This window comes from Tepidimonas sediminis, assembly GCF_007556605.1.
Classification (GTDB): domain Bacteria; phylum Pseudomonadota; class Gammaproteobacteria; order Burkholderiales; family Burkholderiaceae_C; genus Tepidimonas; species Tepidimonas sediminis.
Genome location: NZ_VJND01000008.1, coordinates 1 through 15,755, shown reverse-complemented (window position 1 = coordinate 15,755; position 15,755 = coordinate 1). Strand labels below are relative to the sequence as shown.

The 15,755-nt window shown below is 71.9% G+C and carries 21 protein-coding genes; 4 read left to right on the top strand and 17 right to left on the bottom strand.

What is annotated here, in order from left to right; genetic code table 11:
• Window position 1: 1 nt before the first annotated feature.
• Both Tsedi_RS07320 and Tsedi_RS07315 read right to left on the bottom strand, forming a co-directional pair.
• Complete coding sequence (locus tag Tsedi_RS07320) at window positions 2–364, bottom strand: response regulator (protein ID WP_143895170.1); 363 nt, start codon at window positions 362–364, stop codon at window positions 2–4.
• A gap of 23 nt (window positions 365–387) precedes the next feature.
• Window positions 388–909, bottom strand: a complete 522-nt coding sequence (locus tag Tsedi_RS07315) for a hypothetical protein (RefSeq protein ID WP_342781096.1) — start codon at window positions 907–909, stop codon at window positions 388–390.
• A 107-nt stretch (window positions 910–1,016) separates the two neighbouring features.
• On the opposite strand from Tsedi_RS07315, the gene Tsedi_RS07310 reads away from it, so the two are divergent.
• Window positions 1,017–2,132 carry a hybrid sensor histidine kinase/response regulator gene (locus Tsedi_RS07310; RefSeq protein ID WP_185970605.1) on the top strand — a complete coding sequence of 372 codons (1,116 nt, stop codon included), beginning with the start codon at window positions 1,017–1,019 and terminating at the stop codon, window positions 2,130–2,132.
• 4 nt (window positions 2,133–2,136) lie between these two features.
• The gene (locus Tsedi_RS07305) at window positions 2,137–2,766 is read left to right on the top strand and encodes a response regulator (RefSeq protein ID WP_143895166.1); all 630 of its coding nucleotides are present in this window, start codon (window positions 2,137–2,139) and stop codon (window positions 2,764–2,766) included.
• 22 nt (window positions 2,767–2,788) lie between these two features.
• Here the strand turns inward: Tsedi_RS07305 and fliR are convergent, their stop codons facing one another.
• From fliR to fliF, 13 genes are all read right to left on the bottom strand, one after another.
• Entirely contained in the window at window positions 2,789–3,556 is a 768-nt protein-coding gene (gene fliR, locus Tsedi_RS07300) for a flagellar biosynthetic protein FliR (RefSeq protein ID WP_143895164.1), read from the bottom strand.
• A gap of 27 nt (window positions 3,557–3,583) precedes the next feature.
• Window positions 3,584–3,853, bottom strand: a complete 270-nt coding sequence (fliQ, locus tag Tsedi_RS07295; RefSeq protein ID WP_143895162.1) for a flagellar biosynthesis protein FliQ — start codon at window positions 3,851–3,853, stop codon at window positions 3,584–3,586.
• Window positions 3,854–3,871: 18 nt separating this feature from the next.
• A complete protein-coding gene (gene fliP / locus Tsedi_RS07290; RefSeq protein WP_185970604.1) occupies window positions 3,872–4,639 on the bottom strand; it encodes a flagellar type III secretion system pore protein FliP in 768 nt (255 codons plus the stop codon).
• Window positions 4,636–4,998 carry a flagellar biosynthetic protein FliO gene (locus tag Tsedi_RS07285; protein WP_143895159.1) on the bottom strand — a complete coding sequence of 121 codons (363 nt, stop codon included), beginning with the start codon at window positions 4,996–4,998 and terminating at the stop codon, window positions 4,636–4,638. The genes fliP and Tsedi_RS07285 overlap by 4 nt, the downstream gene beginning before the upstream one ends.
• Window positions 4,999–5,019: 21 nt before the next feature.
• The gene (fliN, locus tag Tsedi_RS07280) at window positions 5,020–5,454 is read right to left on the bottom strand and encodes a flagellar motor switch protein FliN (protein ID WP_143895157.1); all 435 of its coding nucleotides are present in this window, start codon (window positions 5,452–5,454) and stop codon (window positions 5,020–5,022) included.
• On the bottom strand, window positions 5,444–6,457 hold the full coding sequence (gene fliM / locus Tsedi_RS07275; RefSeq protein WP_143895155.1) for a flagellar motor switch protein FliM: 1,014 nt from the start codon (window positions 6,455–6,457) through the stop codon (window positions 5,444–5,446). Before fliM ends, fliN begins: the two co-directional genes overlap by 11 nt.
• Window positions 6,458–6,497: 40 nt before the next feature.
• Window positions 6,498–7,034, bottom strand: a complete 537-nt coding sequence (locus tag Tsedi_RS07270) for a flagellar basal body-associated FliL family protein (RefSeq protein WP_143895153.1) — start codon at window positions 7,032–7,034, stop codon at window positions 6,498–6,500.
• Window positions 7,035–7,218: 184 nt separating this feature from the next.
• Window positions 7,219–8,460 carry a flagellar hook-length control protein FliK gene (locus Tsedi_RS07265; protein ID WP_143895151.1) on the bottom strand — a complete coding sequence of 414 codons (1,242 nt, stop codon included), beginning with the start codon at window positions 8,458–8,460 and terminating at the stop codon, window positions 7,219–7,221.
• A gap of 13 nt (window positions 8,461–8,473) precedes the next feature.
• Entirely contained in the window at window positions 8,474–8,926 is a 453-nt protein-coding gene (gene fliJ, locus Tsedi_RS07260) for a flagellar export protein FliJ (RefSeq protein ID WP_143895149.1), read from the bottom strand.
• The gene (gene fliI / locus Tsedi_RS07255; RefSeq protein ID WP_143895147.1) at window positions 8,923–10,380 is read right to left on the bottom strand and encodes a flagellar protein export ATPase FliI; all 1,458 of its coding nucleotides are present in this window, start codon (window positions 10,378–10,380) and stop codon (window positions 8,923–8,925) included. The genes fliJ and fliI overlap by 4 nt, the downstream gene beginning before the upstream one ends.
• Window positions 10,373–11,101 carry a FliH/SctL family protein gene (locus Tsedi_RS07250; RefSeq protein ID WP_143895145.1) on the bottom strand — a complete coding sequence of 243 codons (729 nt, stop codon included), beginning with the start codon at window positions 11,099–11,101 and terminating at the stop codon, window positions 10,373–10,375. The genes fliI and Tsedi_RS07250 overlap by 8 nt, the downstream gene beginning before the upstream one ends.
• The gene (gene fliG, locus Tsedi_RS07245; RefSeq protein WP_143895143.1) at window positions 11,088–12,089 is read right to left on the bottom strand and encodes a flagellar motor switch protein FliG; all 1,002 of its coding nucleotides are present in this window, start codon (window positions 12,087–12,089) and stop codon (window positions 11,088–11,090) included. The genes Tsedi_RS07250 and fliG overlap by 14 nt, the downstream gene beginning before the upstream one ends.
• A 30-nt stretch (window positions 12,090–12,119) precedes the next feature.
• Entirely contained in the window at window positions 12,120–13,862 is a 1,743-nt protein-coding gene (gene fliF, locus Tsedi_RS07240) for a flagellar basal-body MS-ring/collar protein FliF (protein ID WP_143895141.1), read from the bottom strand.
• 186 nt (window positions 13,863–14,048) lie between these two features.
• On the opposite strand from fliF, the gene fliE reads away from it, so the two are divergent.
• On the top strand, window positions 14,049–14,429 hold the full coding sequence (fliE, locus tag Tsedi_RS07235; RefSeq protein ID WP_143895139.1) for a flagellar hook-basal body complex protein FliE: 381 nt from the start codon (window positions 14,049–14,051) through the stop codon (window positions 14,427–14,429).
• A 19-nt stretch (window positions 14,430–14,448) separates the two neighbouring features.
• Here the strand turns inward: fliE and Tsedi_RS07230 are convergent, their stop codons facing one another.
• Entirely contained in the window at window positions 14,449–14,763 is a 315-nt protein-coding gene (locus Tsedi_RS07230; protein ID WP_143895137.1) for a flagellar protein FliT, read from the bottom strand.
• Window positions 14,764–14,791: 28 nt separating this feature from the next.
• On the bottom strand, window positions 14,792–15,187 hold the full coding sequence (gene fliS, locus Tsedi_RS07225; protein WP_185970603.1) for a flagellar export chaperone FliS: 396 nt from the start codon (window positions 15,185–15,187) through the stop codon (window positions 14,792–14,794).
• Window positions 15,188–15,439: 252 nt separating this feature from the next.
• Here fliS and Tsedi_RS07220 point away from each other — a divergent pair.
• Window positions 15,440–15,755 (top strand): AAA-like domain-containing protein (locus Tsedi_RS07220; RefSeq protein WP_221934206.1); only part of this gene is annotated, 316 nt, incomplete at its 3' end.

The following is a 15,755-nucleotide window of genomic DNA, read 5'->3' as shown; positions in this document are numbered from 1 at the left end:
ATCAGCGGATCACCTTGCGGATGACCTCGATGAGCCGGTTGGGGTCGAACGGCTTGACCAGCCAGCCGGTGGCACCGGCGGCACGTCCTGCCTGCTTCATCTGGTCGCTGGACTCGGTGGTCAGGATCAGGATCGGCGTGTGGGCGTAGGCGGGCTGCTCGCGCAGCTTGCGCACCAGCCCGATGCCGTCCAGCCGCGGCATGTTCTGGTCGGTGAGGACGAGGTCGAAGCGCTGTTTCTGCGCCTTCTCGAAGGCGTCGACGCCGTCGACCGCCTCCACCACCTGGAACCCCGCGCCGACCAAAGTGAAGGAAACCATCTTGCGCATGGACGCGGAGTCGTCGACGGCCAGGATCGTGTGCATGGGCAGACCTTGTAGGGCGGACTTCAGAACAGTTCGATGGATCCGGCGTCCATCTCGCCTTGCGTGACCGGGTTGGGATTTTGAGGCAGGTGCGTGACCACCATGCCGACCTCGTCCTCCTCGGGCTCCATGACCTGCTCGGCCAGCATGTAGGCGCAGCCGCGCAGCACCTTGCCCACGTGCACCAGCAGCTGAGTGGACATGTCGTGGAACTGCAGCTCCAGCAGCGCCATGCGCACCGACTCGCGCAGCTCGGCCACGGTGGCCGGCGCCACGTCGGCCGGCAGCTCGTCAGCGGCGGCGACGGCACGGTTGAGCCGGTCCAGCAGGTTGCTGGTGGCGTGGTCCAGCAGGCCCTCCAGCCGCTTGAGGTCGTTCATCGCCACCAGCAGCGAATCCTGCAGATCGGCCACCGCGGCCAGCCGCACCGGCACGGTCGGCTCGTCCTCCGGCGGCGCCGGCGGACGCGGCTCGATCACGGTGACCTCCTCGCGCGGCCAGCGGCGGCGCTGCGGGGACGGTGGGGTCGGTTGCGAAGCGGCCATGGTGATGAGGGGCCGGCGGGCCCGCTTCGAGTGTCCGGTTCCTAAATATACTGGCTCCCTGAGCCGGCCTGCATGGCCGACAACCCTGATTGCGCACCGACGTCACCGTGGATGCCCCTTCCGACCCCGCGCTGCGCCTCGTGCATCTGGAGGACAACCCCGTGGACCACGGCCTGGTGGTGCGCGCGCTGCGCCGCGCCGAGCTGGAGGCCGAGGTGCAGCTGGTGGACACGCTGGAGGGGTTCCGGGAGGCCCTGACCGGGCCGGCGCGGGTCGACGCGGTGCTGGCCGACTACCACCTGGCGGGTTTTTCCGGGCTGGAGGCCTGGACGTGGATGCGCGCGCAGGGTCTGGATCTGCCGTTCATCCTCGTCTCCGGCGCCATCGGCGAGGCGACGGTGGCCGACGCCATGGTGCGCGGCGTGAGCGACTACGTCGACAAGCAGCACCTCGGGCGGCTGCCGCACGTGCTGCAGCGCGCGCTGGAGCTGCACGCCACGCGCCGCCGCGAGGCCGAGGCCGCGCGGGCGCTGGCGCAGTCACGCCAGAGCCTGCTGGAGCTGACCGAGCACCTGCAGACCAGCATCGACCGGGAGCGTGCCGACATCGCGCGCGAGATCCACGACGACATCGGCGGCGCGCTGGCGGCGGTCAAGCTCGACCTGGCGTGGCTGCAGCGCCGCCTCGCCGACGCCGAGGCGCTGGCGCACGTGGCCTCGGCGCTGACGATGACCGAGCAGGCGCTGGGCGCCAGCCAGCGCATCATGCGCAACCTGCGCCCGGCGGTGCTGGACCAGGGGCTGATGGCGGCGCTGCAGTGGCTGACGCGTACCTTTGCCGAGCGCACCGGGCTGGAGGTGACGCTGCACGGCGCGCTGCGCACCGCCACGGCGCTGCCGGCGCGCGTGGAGATGGCGGCCTACCGCACCGTGCAGGAGGCACTGACCAATGTGCTCAAGCACGCGCAGGCGCGGCGCGTGCGGGTGGAGGTCAGCGACCTGGAGGACCATCTGACGATCGAGGTGGCCGACGACGGCCGCGGCGCCGCGCCCGAGGAGCTGCGCAAGGAGCGCTCGTTCGGGCTGCTCGGCCTGCGCGAGCGCGCGCAGTCGGTCGGCGGCTGGCTCGACGTGGTCACCGCGCCGGGGCAGGGCATGACCCTGATCCTGTCCATTCCGCTGAGCGAGGCGGCGCGCCAGCAGACCGCCGTCGAGGAGGACTGAGCCGATGATCCGTGTGGTGCTGTGCGACGACCATGCCGTGGTGCGCCGCGGCATTCGCGACACGCTGCAGGAGGCCACCGACATCCGCGTCGTGGCCGAAGCCGGCAGCTACCCGGAGCTGCGCGAGGCGCTGCGACGCGAGCAGCCCGACGTGCTGCTGCTGGACGTCGATCTGCCGGGCCGCAGCGGGCTGGAGATCCTGTCGGTGCTGCACGACGAGGGCAGCCCGGTGCGCACCATCATCGTCAGCATGTACCCCGAGGACCAGTACGCGATCCGCTGCCTGCGCGCCGGTGCGATGGGCTATCTCAACAAGGGCGGCGACCCGCAGGCCCTCATCGCCGCGGTGCGCTCGGTGGCGCAGGGGCGCAAGTACATCACGCCCGAGATCGCCGAGCTGCTGGCCAACCACCTGCAGGCGCCCGAGGGCGGCGAGCCGCACGACGCGCTGTCGGAGCGCGAGCTGCAGACACTCAGGCTCATCGCCTCCGGCAAGAAGCTGTCGCAGATCGCCGAGGCGCTGATGATCAGCCCGAAGACCGTCAGCGTCTACCGCGCGCGCGTGCTGGAAAAGCTGGGGCTGTCGAACAACGCGGAGCTGACCGTCTACGCGATCCGCAACAAGCTGGTCTAGGCCGCGCGCCGCAGCGGCCGCTTCAGCCCACGCCGTAAAGGGCGGCCAGCCGCTGCATCAGCAGCCGCACCGGCTCGGTCAGCAGCGGCAGGGTGGCCGCGATCCCCAGCAGCCCCACCGACAGCGTCAGGGGAAAGCCGATCGCGAACACGTTCATCTGCGGCGCGATGCGCGAGATGATGCCCAGCACCACGTTGACGAACAGCAGCAGCACCACCAGCGGCAGCGCGATCCACAGGCCGTAGCCGAACACCAGGCCCCCGAGCTCGTGCAGCGGCATGCGGCGCAGCGCCGCCCAGGTGGCATCGCCCACCGGCAGTGTCGTGAAGCTGGCCGCCAGCGCCTCGATCAGCAGCAGGTGACCGTTGAGCACGATGAACAGCAGCATCACCGCGTTGCCGTAGAAGCGCCCGACGGTGCTGGCCTGCCCTCCCGTGGCGGGGTCGAAGAAGCCGGCGAAGTTCAGCCCCATCTGCAGCCCGATGATCTCGCCGGCCATCTCCACCGCGGCGAAGACGATGCGCGCGGCCAGGCCGATCGACAGCCCGATGGCCAGCTGCTGCACCACCGCGCCCAAGGCTCCAGGGTCGTCGAGCGGCAGCGCCGGCGGCTCGGGCAGCGCCGGATGCAGGCACACCGCAAGGACCAGCGCCAGCCCGATGCGCGTGCGCATCGGCACCGAGCGCGCCGAAAACACCGGCGCGGCGGCCAGCACGCCCAGGATGCGCAGGAACGGCCAGAACAGCGGCGTCAGCCACCCCATCAGCTGCGCCTCGGTGAAGGTGATCATGGTGCGCGCGCCACGGACGGGCCGGGGTCAGACCGCGTAGCTCGGCAGCGCCAGCAGCACGCGGCGGATGAACTCCACCAGCGTCGTCAGCATCCACGGCCCCACCAGCACCAGCACCGCCACCGCCGCGATCAGCTTGGGCACGAAGGACAGCGTGGCCTCGTTGATCTGCGTCAGCGCCTGGAACAGGCTGACCAGCAGGCCCACCAGCAGCACCGCGCCGAGCACCGGTGCAGCCACTGCCAGCAGCGTGAACATCGCCTGCTGCGCCAGCGTGAGGACGGCCTGAGGATCCATGGGGTGGGCACCGCGCCGCTATGCCGGCAGGAAGCTCGCGGCCAGCGAGCCGATCAGAAGGTTCCAGCCGTCGGCCAGCACGAACAGCATCAGCTTGAACGGCAGCGCCACCAGCACCGGCGAGAGCATCATCATGCCCAGCGACATCAGCACGCTGGCCACGATCATGTCGATGACCAGGAACGGGATGAAGACCATGAAGCCGATCTGGAACGCCGTCTTGAGCTCGCTGATGACGAAGGCCGGCACCAGCACCCGCAGCGGCGCCTCGTCCACCGTGGTGCCCGGCGGCAGCTTGGCCAGGTTGGCGAACAGCTGGAAGTCGGCCTGCCGCGTCTGCGCCTTCATGAAGGTGCGCATCGGTGCCTCGGCGGCGGCCAGCGCCTGCTCGAAGCTGGCGCGCCCCTCGCTGTAGGGCTTGTACGCATCCTCATAGACGCGATCCAGTGTCGGGCCCATGATGAACAGCGTCAGGAACAGCGACAGGCCGATGAGCACCTGGTTGGGCGGCGAGGCCTGCGTGCCCAGCGCCTGGCGCAGCAGCGACAGCACGATGATGACGCGGGTGAAGGCCGTCATCATCAGCAGCACCGCCGGCAGGAACGACAGCGCGGTGAAGAAGAGCAGCGTCTGAACCGGCACCGAGTAGCTGGTGCCCTGCGGCCCCTGGGCGATGACGAGCGGCAGCTGCCCGGGCGGGGTGCCCTGGGCCGCCGCCAGCGGCGCCGCCAGCATCAGGGCCAGCGGCAGCAGCATACGGCTTAGGCGCGCGGCCACCGTGCTCATGCCCTGGGCTCCCTTCGCGTCCCGGCATCGGCCAGCGCGCGCGCCACCTCCGCGTAGCGTGGGGTGGCTGGCGTCGGCGCGGCGGCCGTGCGTCCCAGCGGCGCCACGTGCAGGGTGCGTACGTGCTGGGGCGTCACCCCGAGCGTCAGCTGCACCGCACCGCCCGGCCCGTCCAGCTCCACCACCACCACCCGCTGCTGGGGCCCCACCATCAGCTGCGCCGTCACGCGCAGCGCCGCGCCGGCACCGCCGCCCGTGGCCAGCTGGCGCCGGCGCAGCCACTGCACGCCCCAGGCCAGCAGTGCCAGCGCGGCCAGCAGCCCCAGCGCCGGCAGCCAGGCGGTCCACTGCGTCGCCATCGTGCGCGTCCGCCCCGGTCCTCAGTGCTTGCTCAGGCGGCGCAACCGCTCCGAGGGCGTGACGATGTCGGTGAGGCGGATGCCGAACTTCTCGTTGACCACCACCACCTCGCCCTGTGCGATCAGGTAGCCGTTGACCAGCACGTCCATCGGCTCACCGGCCAGCGCGTCGAGCTCGACGATGGAGCCCTGCGCCAGCTGCAGGATGTACTTGATCGGCACCTTGGTGCGGCCCAGCTCCACCGACAGCGTTACCGGGATGTCCAGCACCATGCTGATGTCGTTGTTGGCCGCCGGGGCCGGCGGCGCGCCGTCGAAGCTGGGCGCCCCGGCAAACGGGTCGTCGGTCCGGCCTGCCGTGGCGCCGGCCTGCTCCTGCAGCGCCTGCGCCCACTCGTCGGCCAGGGCCTGCTCGTCCACCGGCGCGGCGGCCGGCTCGTTGGCGTCACTTGTCATAGTTCATCCCTCCGTGGGCGTGCCAGGTCGCGTCGGAGCTGCGCAGCGTGCGCACCACCTTCAGCGCGTACTTGCCGTTGTGGGTGCCGTACTCGCACTCCAGCACCGGCACGCCGTCCACCTTGGCCTGGATGATGCGCTGGCGTTCCAGTTCGATGAAGTCGCCCGGCTTCATCGCCAGCAGCTGCTCCACCGTGGCGTCGGCGGTGGCGAGTTCGGCCACCAGCTCGACCTCGGCGGCCTGGATTTCCTGGCTCAGCAGCTTGACCCAGCGCCGGTCGACCTCCATCGAGTCGCCCTGCGTGTTGGAGTACAGCAGGTCGCGGATCGGCTCCAGCGTCGAGTACGGGATGCAGATGTGCAGCGCGCCGGTGATGTCGCCGATCTCCAGCGTGAAGCTGGTGGAAACGACGATCTCGCTCGGGGTGGCGATGTTGGCGAACTGCGGCTGCATCTCGGAGCGCTGGTACACCAGCTCCAGCGGGTAGATGCCCTTCCACGCCTTCTTGTATTCCTCCGCGACCACGTCGACCATGCGGTTGATGACGCGCTGCTCGGTGGGGGAGAAATCCCGCCCCTCGATGCGGGTGTGGAACTTGCCGGTGCCGCCGAACAGGCTGTCGATGACGCCGAACAGCAGCGTGGGCTCGCACACCACCAGTCCGCTGCCGCGCAGCGGCCGCACCGCCATGATGTTGAAGTTGGTCGGCACCACCAGGTCGCGCAGGAACATGCTGTACTTTTGCACCTGCACCGGGCCCACCGAGATCTCGGGGCTGCGGCGGATGAAGTTGAACAGGCCCACGCGCAGGTTGCGGGCGAAGCGCTCGTTGATCACCTCCATCGTGGGCATGCGCCCACGCACGATGCGCTCCTGCCGCGACAGGTCGTACTGGCGGATGCCGCCGGTCTGGACTTCCTCCTTGGCCAGCTTCTGGCTTTCGCCGGTGACGCCCTCGAGCAGGGCGTCGATCTCGTCCTGGGAGAGAAACGCGTCGCTCATGGTGTCGTCCCGTCGGTTGGCGCCGGCCCGCCGCGCGGCTTCACTGCACGATGATGCTGGAGAACAGCACCGCTTCCACCGGGCTGTAGCCCTTGTAGGGCTCCATGCCGGCGGTCTTCTGCACCAGATCCAGGATCTCGGCGGCGAGCTTTTCCTTGCCCTCCGCGCTGAGCAGCTCCTCGGCGGTGCGGCGCGAGATGGCCATCAGGATGCCGTTGCGGATCGCCGGCATGAACTTCTTGACCTCGTCGGCGGTCTTGGCGTCCTCCACCTGCAGCGTGATGCCGACCTGCGCGTAGCGCGTCGAGCCGGGGTCGGCCAGGTTGACCACCACGGCCTCCAGCGGCATGAAGGTCGGGGGCGTGGCAGCCTCCTTCTTCTTCGGCTTGGCCTTCTCGGCCTTGGCGGGCGCTGCCTCGCCGTCCTCGTCCTCGTGCGACTTGCCCATCAACAGGAAGAAGGCGGCCGCGCCGCCGGCGGCCAGCAGCACGACCAGCGCAAGGATGATGATGAGCAGCTTCTTGCTCTTCGGCGGTGCCGGCTCGGCGCCGGCGGCGGGGGCTTCGGCTTTGGCCATGGTCTGCAGTCACCTCGTGGTTGCCCATGCACGCCGCGCCGGCTCCGGATGGCGGTCGCGGCCGGCCTATTGTGGCACGGCGCGCAGGCTGGGCGAACCTGCGGCGCCATTCTGCACGGCCCGGGCTGCCCCCATGAGCCGGAAATGCCGTGCGCCGGCGGCCCATTTCGCGGTGTCGACGGCCTCAGGCGTACAGATCCAGCACCCCGCGGGCGGCGGGCTGCCCGGCCCTGGACGCGGCGGCCCCGCCGACGCCGGCCCCCACGCCTGCGGCCAGTCGCAGCGCGCGCCGCGGCGGCTCGGCGGGGGCATCGCCCTGTTGGCCGCGCGCGCCGACGTCGACCTGCCCGAGCGCGAGCCCGGCGCGCGCCAGCGCCTCGGCCAGCGCCTGCGGCGCCTGCGTCTGGATCAGCTGGCGCGCCGTGGCATCGTCGGTGCGGAAGCTCAGGTGTGCCACCCCCTGCTCGACGTTGAGGTCGACCGCCAGCGGCTCGTCCCAGCCGTCCTCGAAGGTGAGGCTGGCGCGCTGCTGGCGTCCGGCCTGCCACAGCGCCACTTGGGCGCCCAAGCCGTCCAGCGTCTGCTGAAGGGCCTCCTGCAGCTGCTGGCCGAAGGCCGCCTCCAAGGCCGCTTCCGCCGCCGCGGCCGCGGGCTCGGAGCTGGCGTTGGCGGGCAGGGCAGCCTGACCCGCCTGCCCGCCGGAGGAGGGCTGGCCGCTGCCGGCGTCCGTTGCCACCGTCGGCGTGGCACCGCCCTGGGCGGCCGGCGCCGGGTTCACGGCGGAGGTGTCGGCCGGCGCGGCGCTGGCCAGCGCGCGCAGCCCATGCGCTTGGCCGGCATGGCCGGCCGCTTCCTGCAGCGCGGCCCAGGCCGCCTCGCTGCGCGGCGCCTGCAGGGCCGCGGCGGCCGATCCGGTGCCGCCGGGGCGGGCGGCGCTCTTGTCGCGGGCCTTGGCGCGCGGGCTGGGCGCCGTCGCCTCGCCCCGGCCCACACCGCCGTCATTGGCCTGAACGGCATCGGCCGCAGGGGAGAGCGCCCGGCCGGCGCCGTCCTCGTTCGCAGTGGCCGCCGTGCTAAGGGGTGCTCCAGATCCTTCTCCCGGGCCCGCCGGATCGGCGGATGCCCCGTTGCCGTCGGGGGCCGCCGGTGCAGGCGAGCCGGCGACGACCCCGAGCAGCGCCAGCAGAGGAGGTGGCTCGGCGGCGGGATCCCCGCGCGGAGGGAGATCCTCCGGGGTGGCCGCGTCGTCGGTGGCCGGCTCCTGCGTCGTCACGGCCGCGGTCGGCTCGCCGTCGGCCTGCAGCCCGGCGAGCAGCTGGGCGAACAGGTCGTCCGGCGCCGCGGCGGCCGCCGTGGCCGGCGAGCGCGCGGGGTGGCCCTGGGCGGCGGCGTGCGCCGGGGCGGCGGATGCGTGGACGGTGCTCATCGGGCGTCCTCCTTCACGTGGTGGGGTGATGCACGCGGCGGTGCTGCTGCAGCGCCATCTCGTCGTTGGCCTTCTGTTCCTGGCGCGCCAGGTGCTGCTGCCACTGCTGCTGGCGACGCTCCTGCAGCCGGCGCAGCGTGGCCAGCGCCCGCTCGGCCTCGAGCAGCTGTGCCTCGCAGCGGGCGATGCGCTGCGCCTGCTGCGCCAGCGTCTGCTGCTGCAGCTGGGTGGCGTGCTCCAGCCGCGCCATGAAGTGGCGGTGCGTGGCCAGCAGGGTGGGGCTGACGCCGGCGCGCGCGCGCTCGGTCCAGCGCGCCTCGGCTTCGCGCGCGTAGGTGTCGAGCTGCTGCAGCTGCTGCTCGGCCAGCTGGCGCTCGCGTCGGGCCTGGGCCAGCGCCTTGAGCGCATCATCGCGCTGGCGCTGACGCAGCTCCAGCAGCGCGCCGAGGTCGGCGGGGCGTTTCATGCGCGGCCTCCTGCGCTGCCGGCGCCGCCCAGCAGCTCGGCCAGCCGCTGCACGCTGGCCTCGAACGGCGCGCCCTCGCGCATGTCCTGCTGCAGCAGCGCCACCATGCCGGGGTGCAGCTGGATCGCCAGATCGGTGTCGGGGTCGCTGCCGGGCACGTAGGCGCCGAGCTGGATCAGGTCGCGGCTCTTCTGGTAGCGTGACCACAGCTGGCGGAAGCGCCGCGCCAGCGCCCAGTGCTCGGCGCTGACGACGTTGTGCATGACGCGCGAGGCCGAAGCCTCGATGTCGATGGCCGGGTACAGGCCGCCGTCGGCCAGCGCGCGCGACAGCACGATGTGGCCGTCCAGGATCGCGCGCGCCGCGTCGGCGATCGGGTCCTGCTGGTCGTCGCCTTCGGACAACACGGTGTAGAACGCGGTGATCGAGCCGCCGCCGTCCGGCCCGTTGCCGGAGCGCTCCACCAGCTGCGGCAGGCGCGCGAACGCGCTGGGCGGGTAGCCCTTGGTGGCGGGCGGCTCGCCGATGGCCAGCGCGATCTCGCGCTGCGCCATCGCGTAGCGCGTCAGCGAGTCCATCAGCAGCAGCACGTGGCGGCCCTGGTCGCGGAAGTGCTCGGCGATCGCGGTGGCGTAGTGCGCGCCCTGCAGGCGCATCAGCGGCGGCGCATCCGCCGGGGCGGCCACCACGACCGCACGGCTGCGGTCGCGCTCGGCCAGGATGTCCTCGATGAACTCCTTGACCTCGCGGCCGCGCTCGCCGATGAGGCCGACGACGATGACCTCGGCGGCGGTGAAGCGCGCCATCATGCCCAGCAGCACGCTTTTTCCCACGCCGGAGCCGGCGAACAGCCCCAGGCGCTGGCCGCGCCCGACGGTCAGCAACGCGTTGATCGCGCGCACGCCGGTGTCCAGCGGCTGGCGGATCGGGGCGCGGTGCATCGCGTTGATCGGCCGCGGCTGCATCGGTTCGGCCTGCACGGCGTGCAGCGGCCCCAGGCCATCCAGCGGCGCGCCGTAGGCGTCCACCACGCGGCCGAGCAACCCCTCGCCCAGCGGCAGGCGCAGCACACCGCGGTCGTCGGGTGGGGCGGCCAGCGCCGCGTCCTCGGCCCCCCAGCGCAGCGCCGGCCGGTAGGGCGGCAGCGGCCGCACGATCGCCCCCGGCGCCAACCCGCCGGTGTGGCTGGCCGGCATCAGGAAGGCGCGTTCGCCGGCAAAGCCCACCACCTCCGCCAGCACCGGTTCGCCGCCGTCGTGCGCCAGCGCGTCCGGATGCGGGGTGATCAGGCACTGACTGCCGACCGGCACGTCCAGGCCGCGCGCCTCCAGCACCAGGCCGGCCATGCGCGTCAGACGCCCGCCGCGATCAAGCGGCAGCGGCCGCTGCGTCAGCGCACGCGCCGCCTGCAGGAAGTGCAGCCAGCGGTCGGTGCCGGCTCGGGCCTCAGCCATCGCCAGTCTCCTGCCCCGCGGCGGCCGGCTGCCAGGGCTCGCTGCGGCCCAGCGTCGCCAGCGCGCGTGCCCAGCGCCGCTCGATCGTCGCATCCACCACCCCGAGCGGCGACTCCAGCACGCAGCCGCCGCGGCTCAGGCGTTCGTCCGCCACCGGCTGCACGCGCCGCCCGGCCAGCAGCTCATCCAGCACCGGCTGCAACAGCGCCAGGTCGTCCGGGTGCAGGCGCAGCGTCGCCGGCTGGGCCTCTTCGCCCAGTTCGCCCAGCGCCTCGGTCACCGCCGCGCGCAGCGGCTCCAGCGGCTGCGCCAGCTCGCGGCGCACCACCTGACGCGCCAGGTCGCAGGCCAGCGCCAGCAGCTCGTCGGCCACCCGCGCGCGCAGGCTTTCCAGTTCGGCCTCGGCGCTGGCCAGCACGGCGGCCAGCCGGCGCGCCTGCTCGGCGGCCTGTTCGCGCAGCGGCGCCTCCAGCGCCTCGCGCATCTCCTGCGCGCCGGTCTGGCGCCCCTGCTCGAAGCCCTCGGTGTAGCCGCGCGCCTGCGCCTCCTGCAGCTGCTGCTCGGTGGCGGCCCGCGCCGCGCGCTCGCGCGCCTCGGCCTCGGCGCGCTGCGCGGCCAGGGTGGCCTCGTCCACCGGGGCGAAGGTCCAGGCCTGCACGGCCTGCACCTCCTCGCGCGGGATGAAGCGCTGGTAGGGGTGGGCGCGGTTAGACGAACGCATCCTCGCCGCCTCCGCCCAGCACGATCTGACCCTCGTCGGCCAGCCGGCGCACGATCTTCAGGATCTCCTTCTGCTGCGCCTCCACCTCCGACAGGCGCACCGGCCCGCGCGACTCCAGATCCTCCTTCAGCGCCTCGGCGGCGCGGCTGGACATGTTGGACAGGATCTTCTCGCGCAGCTCCTGCGAGGCGCCCTTGAGCGCCACCACCAGCTGGTCCGACGACACCTCCTTCAGCACCATCTGCAGCGCCTTGTTGTCCAGCTTGAGCAGGTCCTCGAAGGTGAACATCTTGTCCATGATCTTCTGCGCCAGGTCCGGATCCTGCTCGCGGATGGCGTCGATGACGCTGGCCTCCAGGCTCGTGCCCAGCAGGTTGATGATCTCGGCGGCGGTCTTGACGCCGCCCAGCGAGCTCTTGCGGATCTTGTCGCCGCCGGCCAGCACCTGATAGAGCGCCTCGTTGAGGTCCTTCAGCGCCGTGGGCTGGATGCCCTCCAGCGTGGCGATGCGCAGCATCACCTCGTTGCGCGTGCGCTCGGTGAAGTGCTTCAGGATGTTGGCCGCATGATCCTGGTCCAGATGCACCAGGATGGCGGCCAGGATCTGCGGGTGCTCGTTGCGCAGCAGCTCGGCCACCGACAGCGGGTCCATCCACTTCAGGCTCTCGATGCCGGAGACGTCGCCGCCCTGCAGGATGCGGTCGATCAGCAGCGCCGCCTTGTCCTCGCCGAGGGCGCGCTTGAGCACCGAGCGCACGTAGTTGTCGGTGTCCGACACCAGCAGGCTCTGCGACTGCGCCTCACGGATGAAGCGGTCGATGACCGCGTTGACCTTTTCCTTCGGCACCGCGCGCATGCGCGCGATCGTCTCGCCCAGGCGCTGCACCTCCTTGGGCGAGAAGTGCTTGAAGACCTCGGCCGCCTCTTCCTCGCCGAGCGACATGAGGAAGATGGCCGCGTCCTGCAGTCCGTCGTCGCTGTCCGCCATCGCCGTTCACCCGTGCTCGCCGCGGGCCGGTCAGGCCGGCACCCCCTCGCCGCTGATCCAGCCCTTGATGATGTTGGCCACCGCCACCGGGTTTTCACGCGCCAGCCGGCGCGCGTCCTCCAGTTGGCGCTCTTCGGGGGTGGGCTCATTGTGCACCGGCTGCGGCAGGCCGGGGCGCTCCACCTCCTCGGCCACCAGCGCTTCCAGCTGGCTGCCCGGGGCGGGCAGGGCGCCGGCCGCCGCACCTTCGCCGCCGGCGGCCGCGGCCGGTGCCGGCTGCATCATCTTCAGCGCCGGGCGCACCATCAGCAGCCACACCAGCAGCGCCACCACCAGCAGCCCCACCGGTGCGGCCAGGCTGCGCGCGGTGTCCAGCACCGCCGCGTCGCGGTACCACGGCACCTGCACCGGTTCGGTCTTGGGTTGGTTGAACGGCGCGTTGACGACGTTGACCGAGTCGCCGCGCTCGCCGTTGAAGCCGATGGCCTCGCGCACCAGCGCCTGGATCTGCTGCAGCTGCTCCGGCGGCAGCGGCGCGGTGCTGGTGCCACCCTTCTTGTCGGTGACCGTGGTGTGGTTGATGACCACCGCCGCGCTCAGGCGCCGCACCGTCCCGGTGGCGTTGCGCGTCACCGACACCGTCTTGTCGACCTCGTAGTTGACCACCTGCTCGCGGCGGCTGCGCGCATCGCCCACGGCCGTGGCGCCCTGGCCGACGACGCCCACCGGCGCGCCCGGGCCGTTGATCGGCGCGGTGGTGGCGCCGGGCGCGACATTGGTGGCCGCGCCTGGCACGCCGGCCGGCCCCGCCGCCCCGGGGGCGTTTTCCTCGATGGTCTGGGAGCTGCGCACCGCCGCCGGCTCGCCGCCCTGGTTCGGACGGTGCTGCTCGGTGGTCGATTCGGTCTGCGAGAAGTCGATGTCGGCCGTCACGGTGGCGCGCACGTTGTCGCGGCCGACCACCGGCTCCAGCAGATCCAGGATGCGCTGCTGATACGTGCGCTCCAGCGTACGCACGTACTCCAGCTGACGCGAGTCGATGCCGCCGTCGCCTTCCGGCCGCTGCGACAGCAGCGTGCCGTTCTGGTCGATGACGCTGACCGCCTTGGGGTCGAGTTCCGGCACGGAACTGGCCACCAGGTGCACGATGCCGGCCACCTGCGTGCGGTCCAGGCTGCGCCCGGGGTGCAGCGTCACCACCACGCTAGCCGAGGGCTTCTGCTGCTCGCGGAAGAAGCCGTTCTGGTTCGGCAGCGCCAGGTGCACGCGCGCATCGGCCACCGAGCTCAGCGACAGGATGGTGCGCGTCAACTCCCCCTCCAGGCTGCGCTGGAAAGTGACGCGCTCCTGGAACTGCGTCATGCCGAGCTTGGTCTGGTCCATCAGCTCGAAGCCGGCGACCGTGCCCTTCGGCAGGCCCTGGCTTGCCAGCTTCATGCGCACGTCGTTGACGCGGTCGGCCGGCACCAGGATCGCGCGCCCGCCTTCGGCGTGCTTGTAGGGCACGTTCATCTGCGACAGCTGCGCCAGGATGGCGCCGCCGTCCTTGTCCGACAGATTGGCGTAGAGGACGCGATAGTCGGGCTTGTTGAGCGTGTAGAACGCCGCGGCCAGCAGCGCCAGCACCGCCAGCGCGCCGGCGGCCAGCATCGCCTTGCGCACCGTGGGCAGCCGCTGCCAGCCCGCCACCAGCGGCGAGGCGGGGGCGGGCGCGGCCCCGGTCTCGGCGGGCAGCAGGTCCGGATCGTTGAGGGCAGGGGTGGTGGTCGCCATGGGCGCGATTATTCGCCTCGGCGCCGCCGGTGCTAAAGCGCGAACAGACCGGCGGCGGCGGCGCTGTTTGCGCTTATGCCGGCTGCGGCCGTGCCGCTACAGTTGCCGCCAGGCCCCGCGCCGACCCTGCTGCGAATCAGGGGCCGGCTGCGGATCTTCCTCCAACTCCGCCCCCAGGAGGCCGCCATGGACCTGCGACTGCTGCCCACCGCCGGCGCCGCGCTCAGCCCTGCGCAGGCCGCCGCGCTGCGCGCCGCGCAGAAGGCTCTGGCCGCCAAGGCCGCCGCCGGCGCCGCCGTCAACCCGGCTGGTCCCGCCGCCGCTGCACCGCGGGCGGTGCCGCAGGCCGGCTTCGGCGAGGCGCTGCGCAACGCCCTGCGCGAGGTGAGCGCGGCGCAAAACCGCGCCAGCGAGCTGCAGAACCGCGTGCAGATGGGCGACCGCAGCGTCAGCCTCGAAGAGACGATGGTGGCGATGCAGAAGGCCCAGATCGGCTTTCAGGCCGCACTGCACGTGCGCAACCGCATGATGCAGGCCTACACCGACGTCATGAACATGCAGGTGTAGGCCGGAGCCGCGCGCCGCGTCAGTGCAGCAGCGTCGAGCGGCTGCCCGGCGGCGTGGCCTCCCAGGCGTCCAGCCACGGCTCGGCCAGCTCGCGGATGCGCGCGTCGTGGCGCAGGATGGCCAGCATGATGCGGTGCTTCTCGGCGCGCTGTGCCGGGCTCAGCGGCGCGCGCTCGCCCACCTCGCGCAGCCGCTCGATCAGCACCGCGCAGGCGCCCTCCAGCTCGGCCACGCGCTCCCAGTCGTCGGCCTCGGCGGCCTGCAGCATGCGCTCGCTGGTCTGCTCCAAGGCGCGGTAGTAATCCAGCACGTCGATGGCGGCGGCGTTGCTCATGATGCGCTTCCTCTTCCTCGTGCCGGGGTCACTGGGGGCGGATCTGGTTCCAGGCGTCGGCCACGCTGCGCAGGTGCTGGCGCACCTCCTCGAACATGGCGCGATCGCGCTTGGCGTGCGCCTCGGCCAGACGCGCACTGCAGTATTCGTACAGCGCATCCAGCCGTTCGGCAAGCTCGCCCCCCTTCTCGAGGTCGAGCCCTTCGCGCAGCCCTTCGTTGAGCAGTCGGATTGCCTTGTTCACCGCCCGTCCGCGCTGCTCGGTCTGGCGCGCCTCCATCGCGGCCAAGGCCAGCCCGATCTGCTCGTCGATGGCGTCGAACAGCATCGCGATCAGCTCGTGCGGGCTGGCGGCGGCCACGCGGCTGGCGGCAGCTTGGCGCAGATAGGCGTTGGCGGTGCGGGCGGCAGGGGCCGTGTACATGGCGTCACTCCGTGTCGTCGGTTGATCTCTGCCCTTGTTATCGGTCATCGCGCACTCCGCTTGAGCCTGTCCCGCCTGGCCGATCGCGCAAACAGCCGCCCGCCGGTGGTATTGTTGGAACTGTAGCGCAGTCCGTTGCTTCACCGTGCACCGGCGCAGCGCTGGTCTTGTCCTCTCGTCGCCTGCCATGATCCTGCCGCTGCCCTTCCTCTGTTCCGAGGTGTCGAGCCACCGCCCTGGAGGGCGCCGGACATGACAGGGCCTGAAAAGCAGTTCAACACCGCCGGCCCGAGCAGGCCGGAGCTGCACTACGTGCTCGATCCGCTCGAGCGCATCGACCTGGAGGAGATCCTGGGGCTGATCGAGGCGCAGCGCTACTTCGTGCTGCACGCCCCGCGGCAGACCGGCAAGACCACGGCGCTGCTGGCGCTGATGGAGCATCTGAACCGGCAGGGGCGCTACCGGGCGCTGTATGCCAACATCGAGACCGCGCAGGCCGCGCGCGGCAACGTCGCCGAAGGCATGGCCGCCATCGTGCGCGCGCTGGCCAGTGCGGCGCGCCACTGTT

Excerpts from the sequence above, each read along its gene's own strand:
- fliS (WP_185970603.1), bottom strand. The coding sequence starts at position 15,187 with ATGTACACGGCCCCTGCCGCCCGCACCGCCAACGCCTATCTGCGCCAA.
- Tsedi_RS07305 (WP_143895166.1), top strand. The coding sequence starts at position 2,137 with ATGATCCGTGTGGTGCTGTGCGACGACCATGCCGTGGTGCGCCGCGGC.
- fliM (WP_143895155.1), bottom strand. The coding sequence starts at position 6,457 with ATGAGCGACGCGTTTCTCTCCCAGGACGAGATCGACGCCCTGCTCGAG.
- Tsedi_RS07315 (WP_342781096.1), bottom strand. The coding sequence starts at position 909 with ATGGCCGCTTCGCAACCGACCCCACCGTCCCCGCAGCGCCGCCGCTGG.
- fliF (WP_143895141.1), bottom strand. The coding sequence starts at position 13,862 with ATGGCGACCACCACCCCTGCCCTCAACGATCCGGACCTGCTGCCCGCC.
- Tsedi_RS07250 (WP_143895145.1), bottom strand. The coding sequence starts at position 11,101 with ATGCGTTCGTCTAACCGCGCCCACCCCTACCAGCGCTTCATCCCGCGC.
- Tsedi_RS07265 (WP_143895151.1), bottom strand. The coding sequence starts at position 8,460 with ATGAGCACCGTCCACGCATCCGCCGCCCCGGCGCACGCCGCCGCCCAG.
- fliQ (WP_143895162.1), bottom strand. The coding sequence starts at position 3,853 with ATGGATCCTCAGGCCGTCCTCACGCTGGCGCAGCAGGCGATGTTCACG.
- fliE (WP_143895139.1), top strand. The coding sequence starts at position 14,049 with ATGGACCTGCGACTGCTGCCCACCGCCGGCGCCGCGCTCAGCCCTGCG.
- fliI (WP_143895147.1), bottom strand. The coding sequence starts at position 10,380 with ATGGCTGAGGCCCGAGCCGGCACCGACCGCTGGCTGCACTTCCTGCAG.
- Tsedi_RS07270 (WP_143895153.1), bottom strand. The coding sequence starts at position 7,034 with ATGGCCAAAGCCGAAGCCCCCGCCGCCGGCGCCGAGCCGGCACCGCCG.
- Tsedi_RS07285 (WP_143895159.1), bottom strand. The coding sequence starts at position 4,998 with ATGGCGACGCAGTGGACCGCCTGGCTGCCGGCGCTGGGGCTGCTGGCC.
- Tsedi_RS07230 (WP_143895137.1), bottom strand. The coding sequence starts at position 14,763 with ATGAGCAACGCCGCCGCCATCGACGTGCTGGATTACTACCGCGCCTTG.
- fliJ (WP_143895149.1), bottom strand. The coding sequence starts at position 8,926 with ATGAAACGCCCCGCCGACCTCGGCGCGCTGCTGGAGCTGCGTCAGCGC.
- fliP (WP_185970604.1), bottom strand. The coding sequence starts at position 4,639 with ATGAGCACGGTGGCCGCGCGCCTAAGCCGTATGCTGCTGCCGCTGGCC.
- fliN (WP_143895157.1), bottom strand. The coding sequence starts at position 5,454 with ATGACAAGTGACGCCAACGAGCCGGCCGCCGCGCCGGTGGACGAGCAG.
- Tsedi_RS07320 (WP_143895170.1), bottom strand. The coding sequence starts at position 364 with ATGCACACGATCCTGGCCGTCGACGACTCCGCGTCCATGCGCAAGATG.
- fliG (WP_143895143.1), bottom strand. The coding sequence starts at position 12,089 with ATGGCGGACAGCGACGACGGACTGCAGGACGCGGCCATCTTCCTCATG.
- fliR (WP_143895164.1), bottom strand. The coding sequence starts at position 3,556 with ATGATCACCTTCACCGAGGCGCAGCTGATGGGGTGGCTGACGCCGCTG.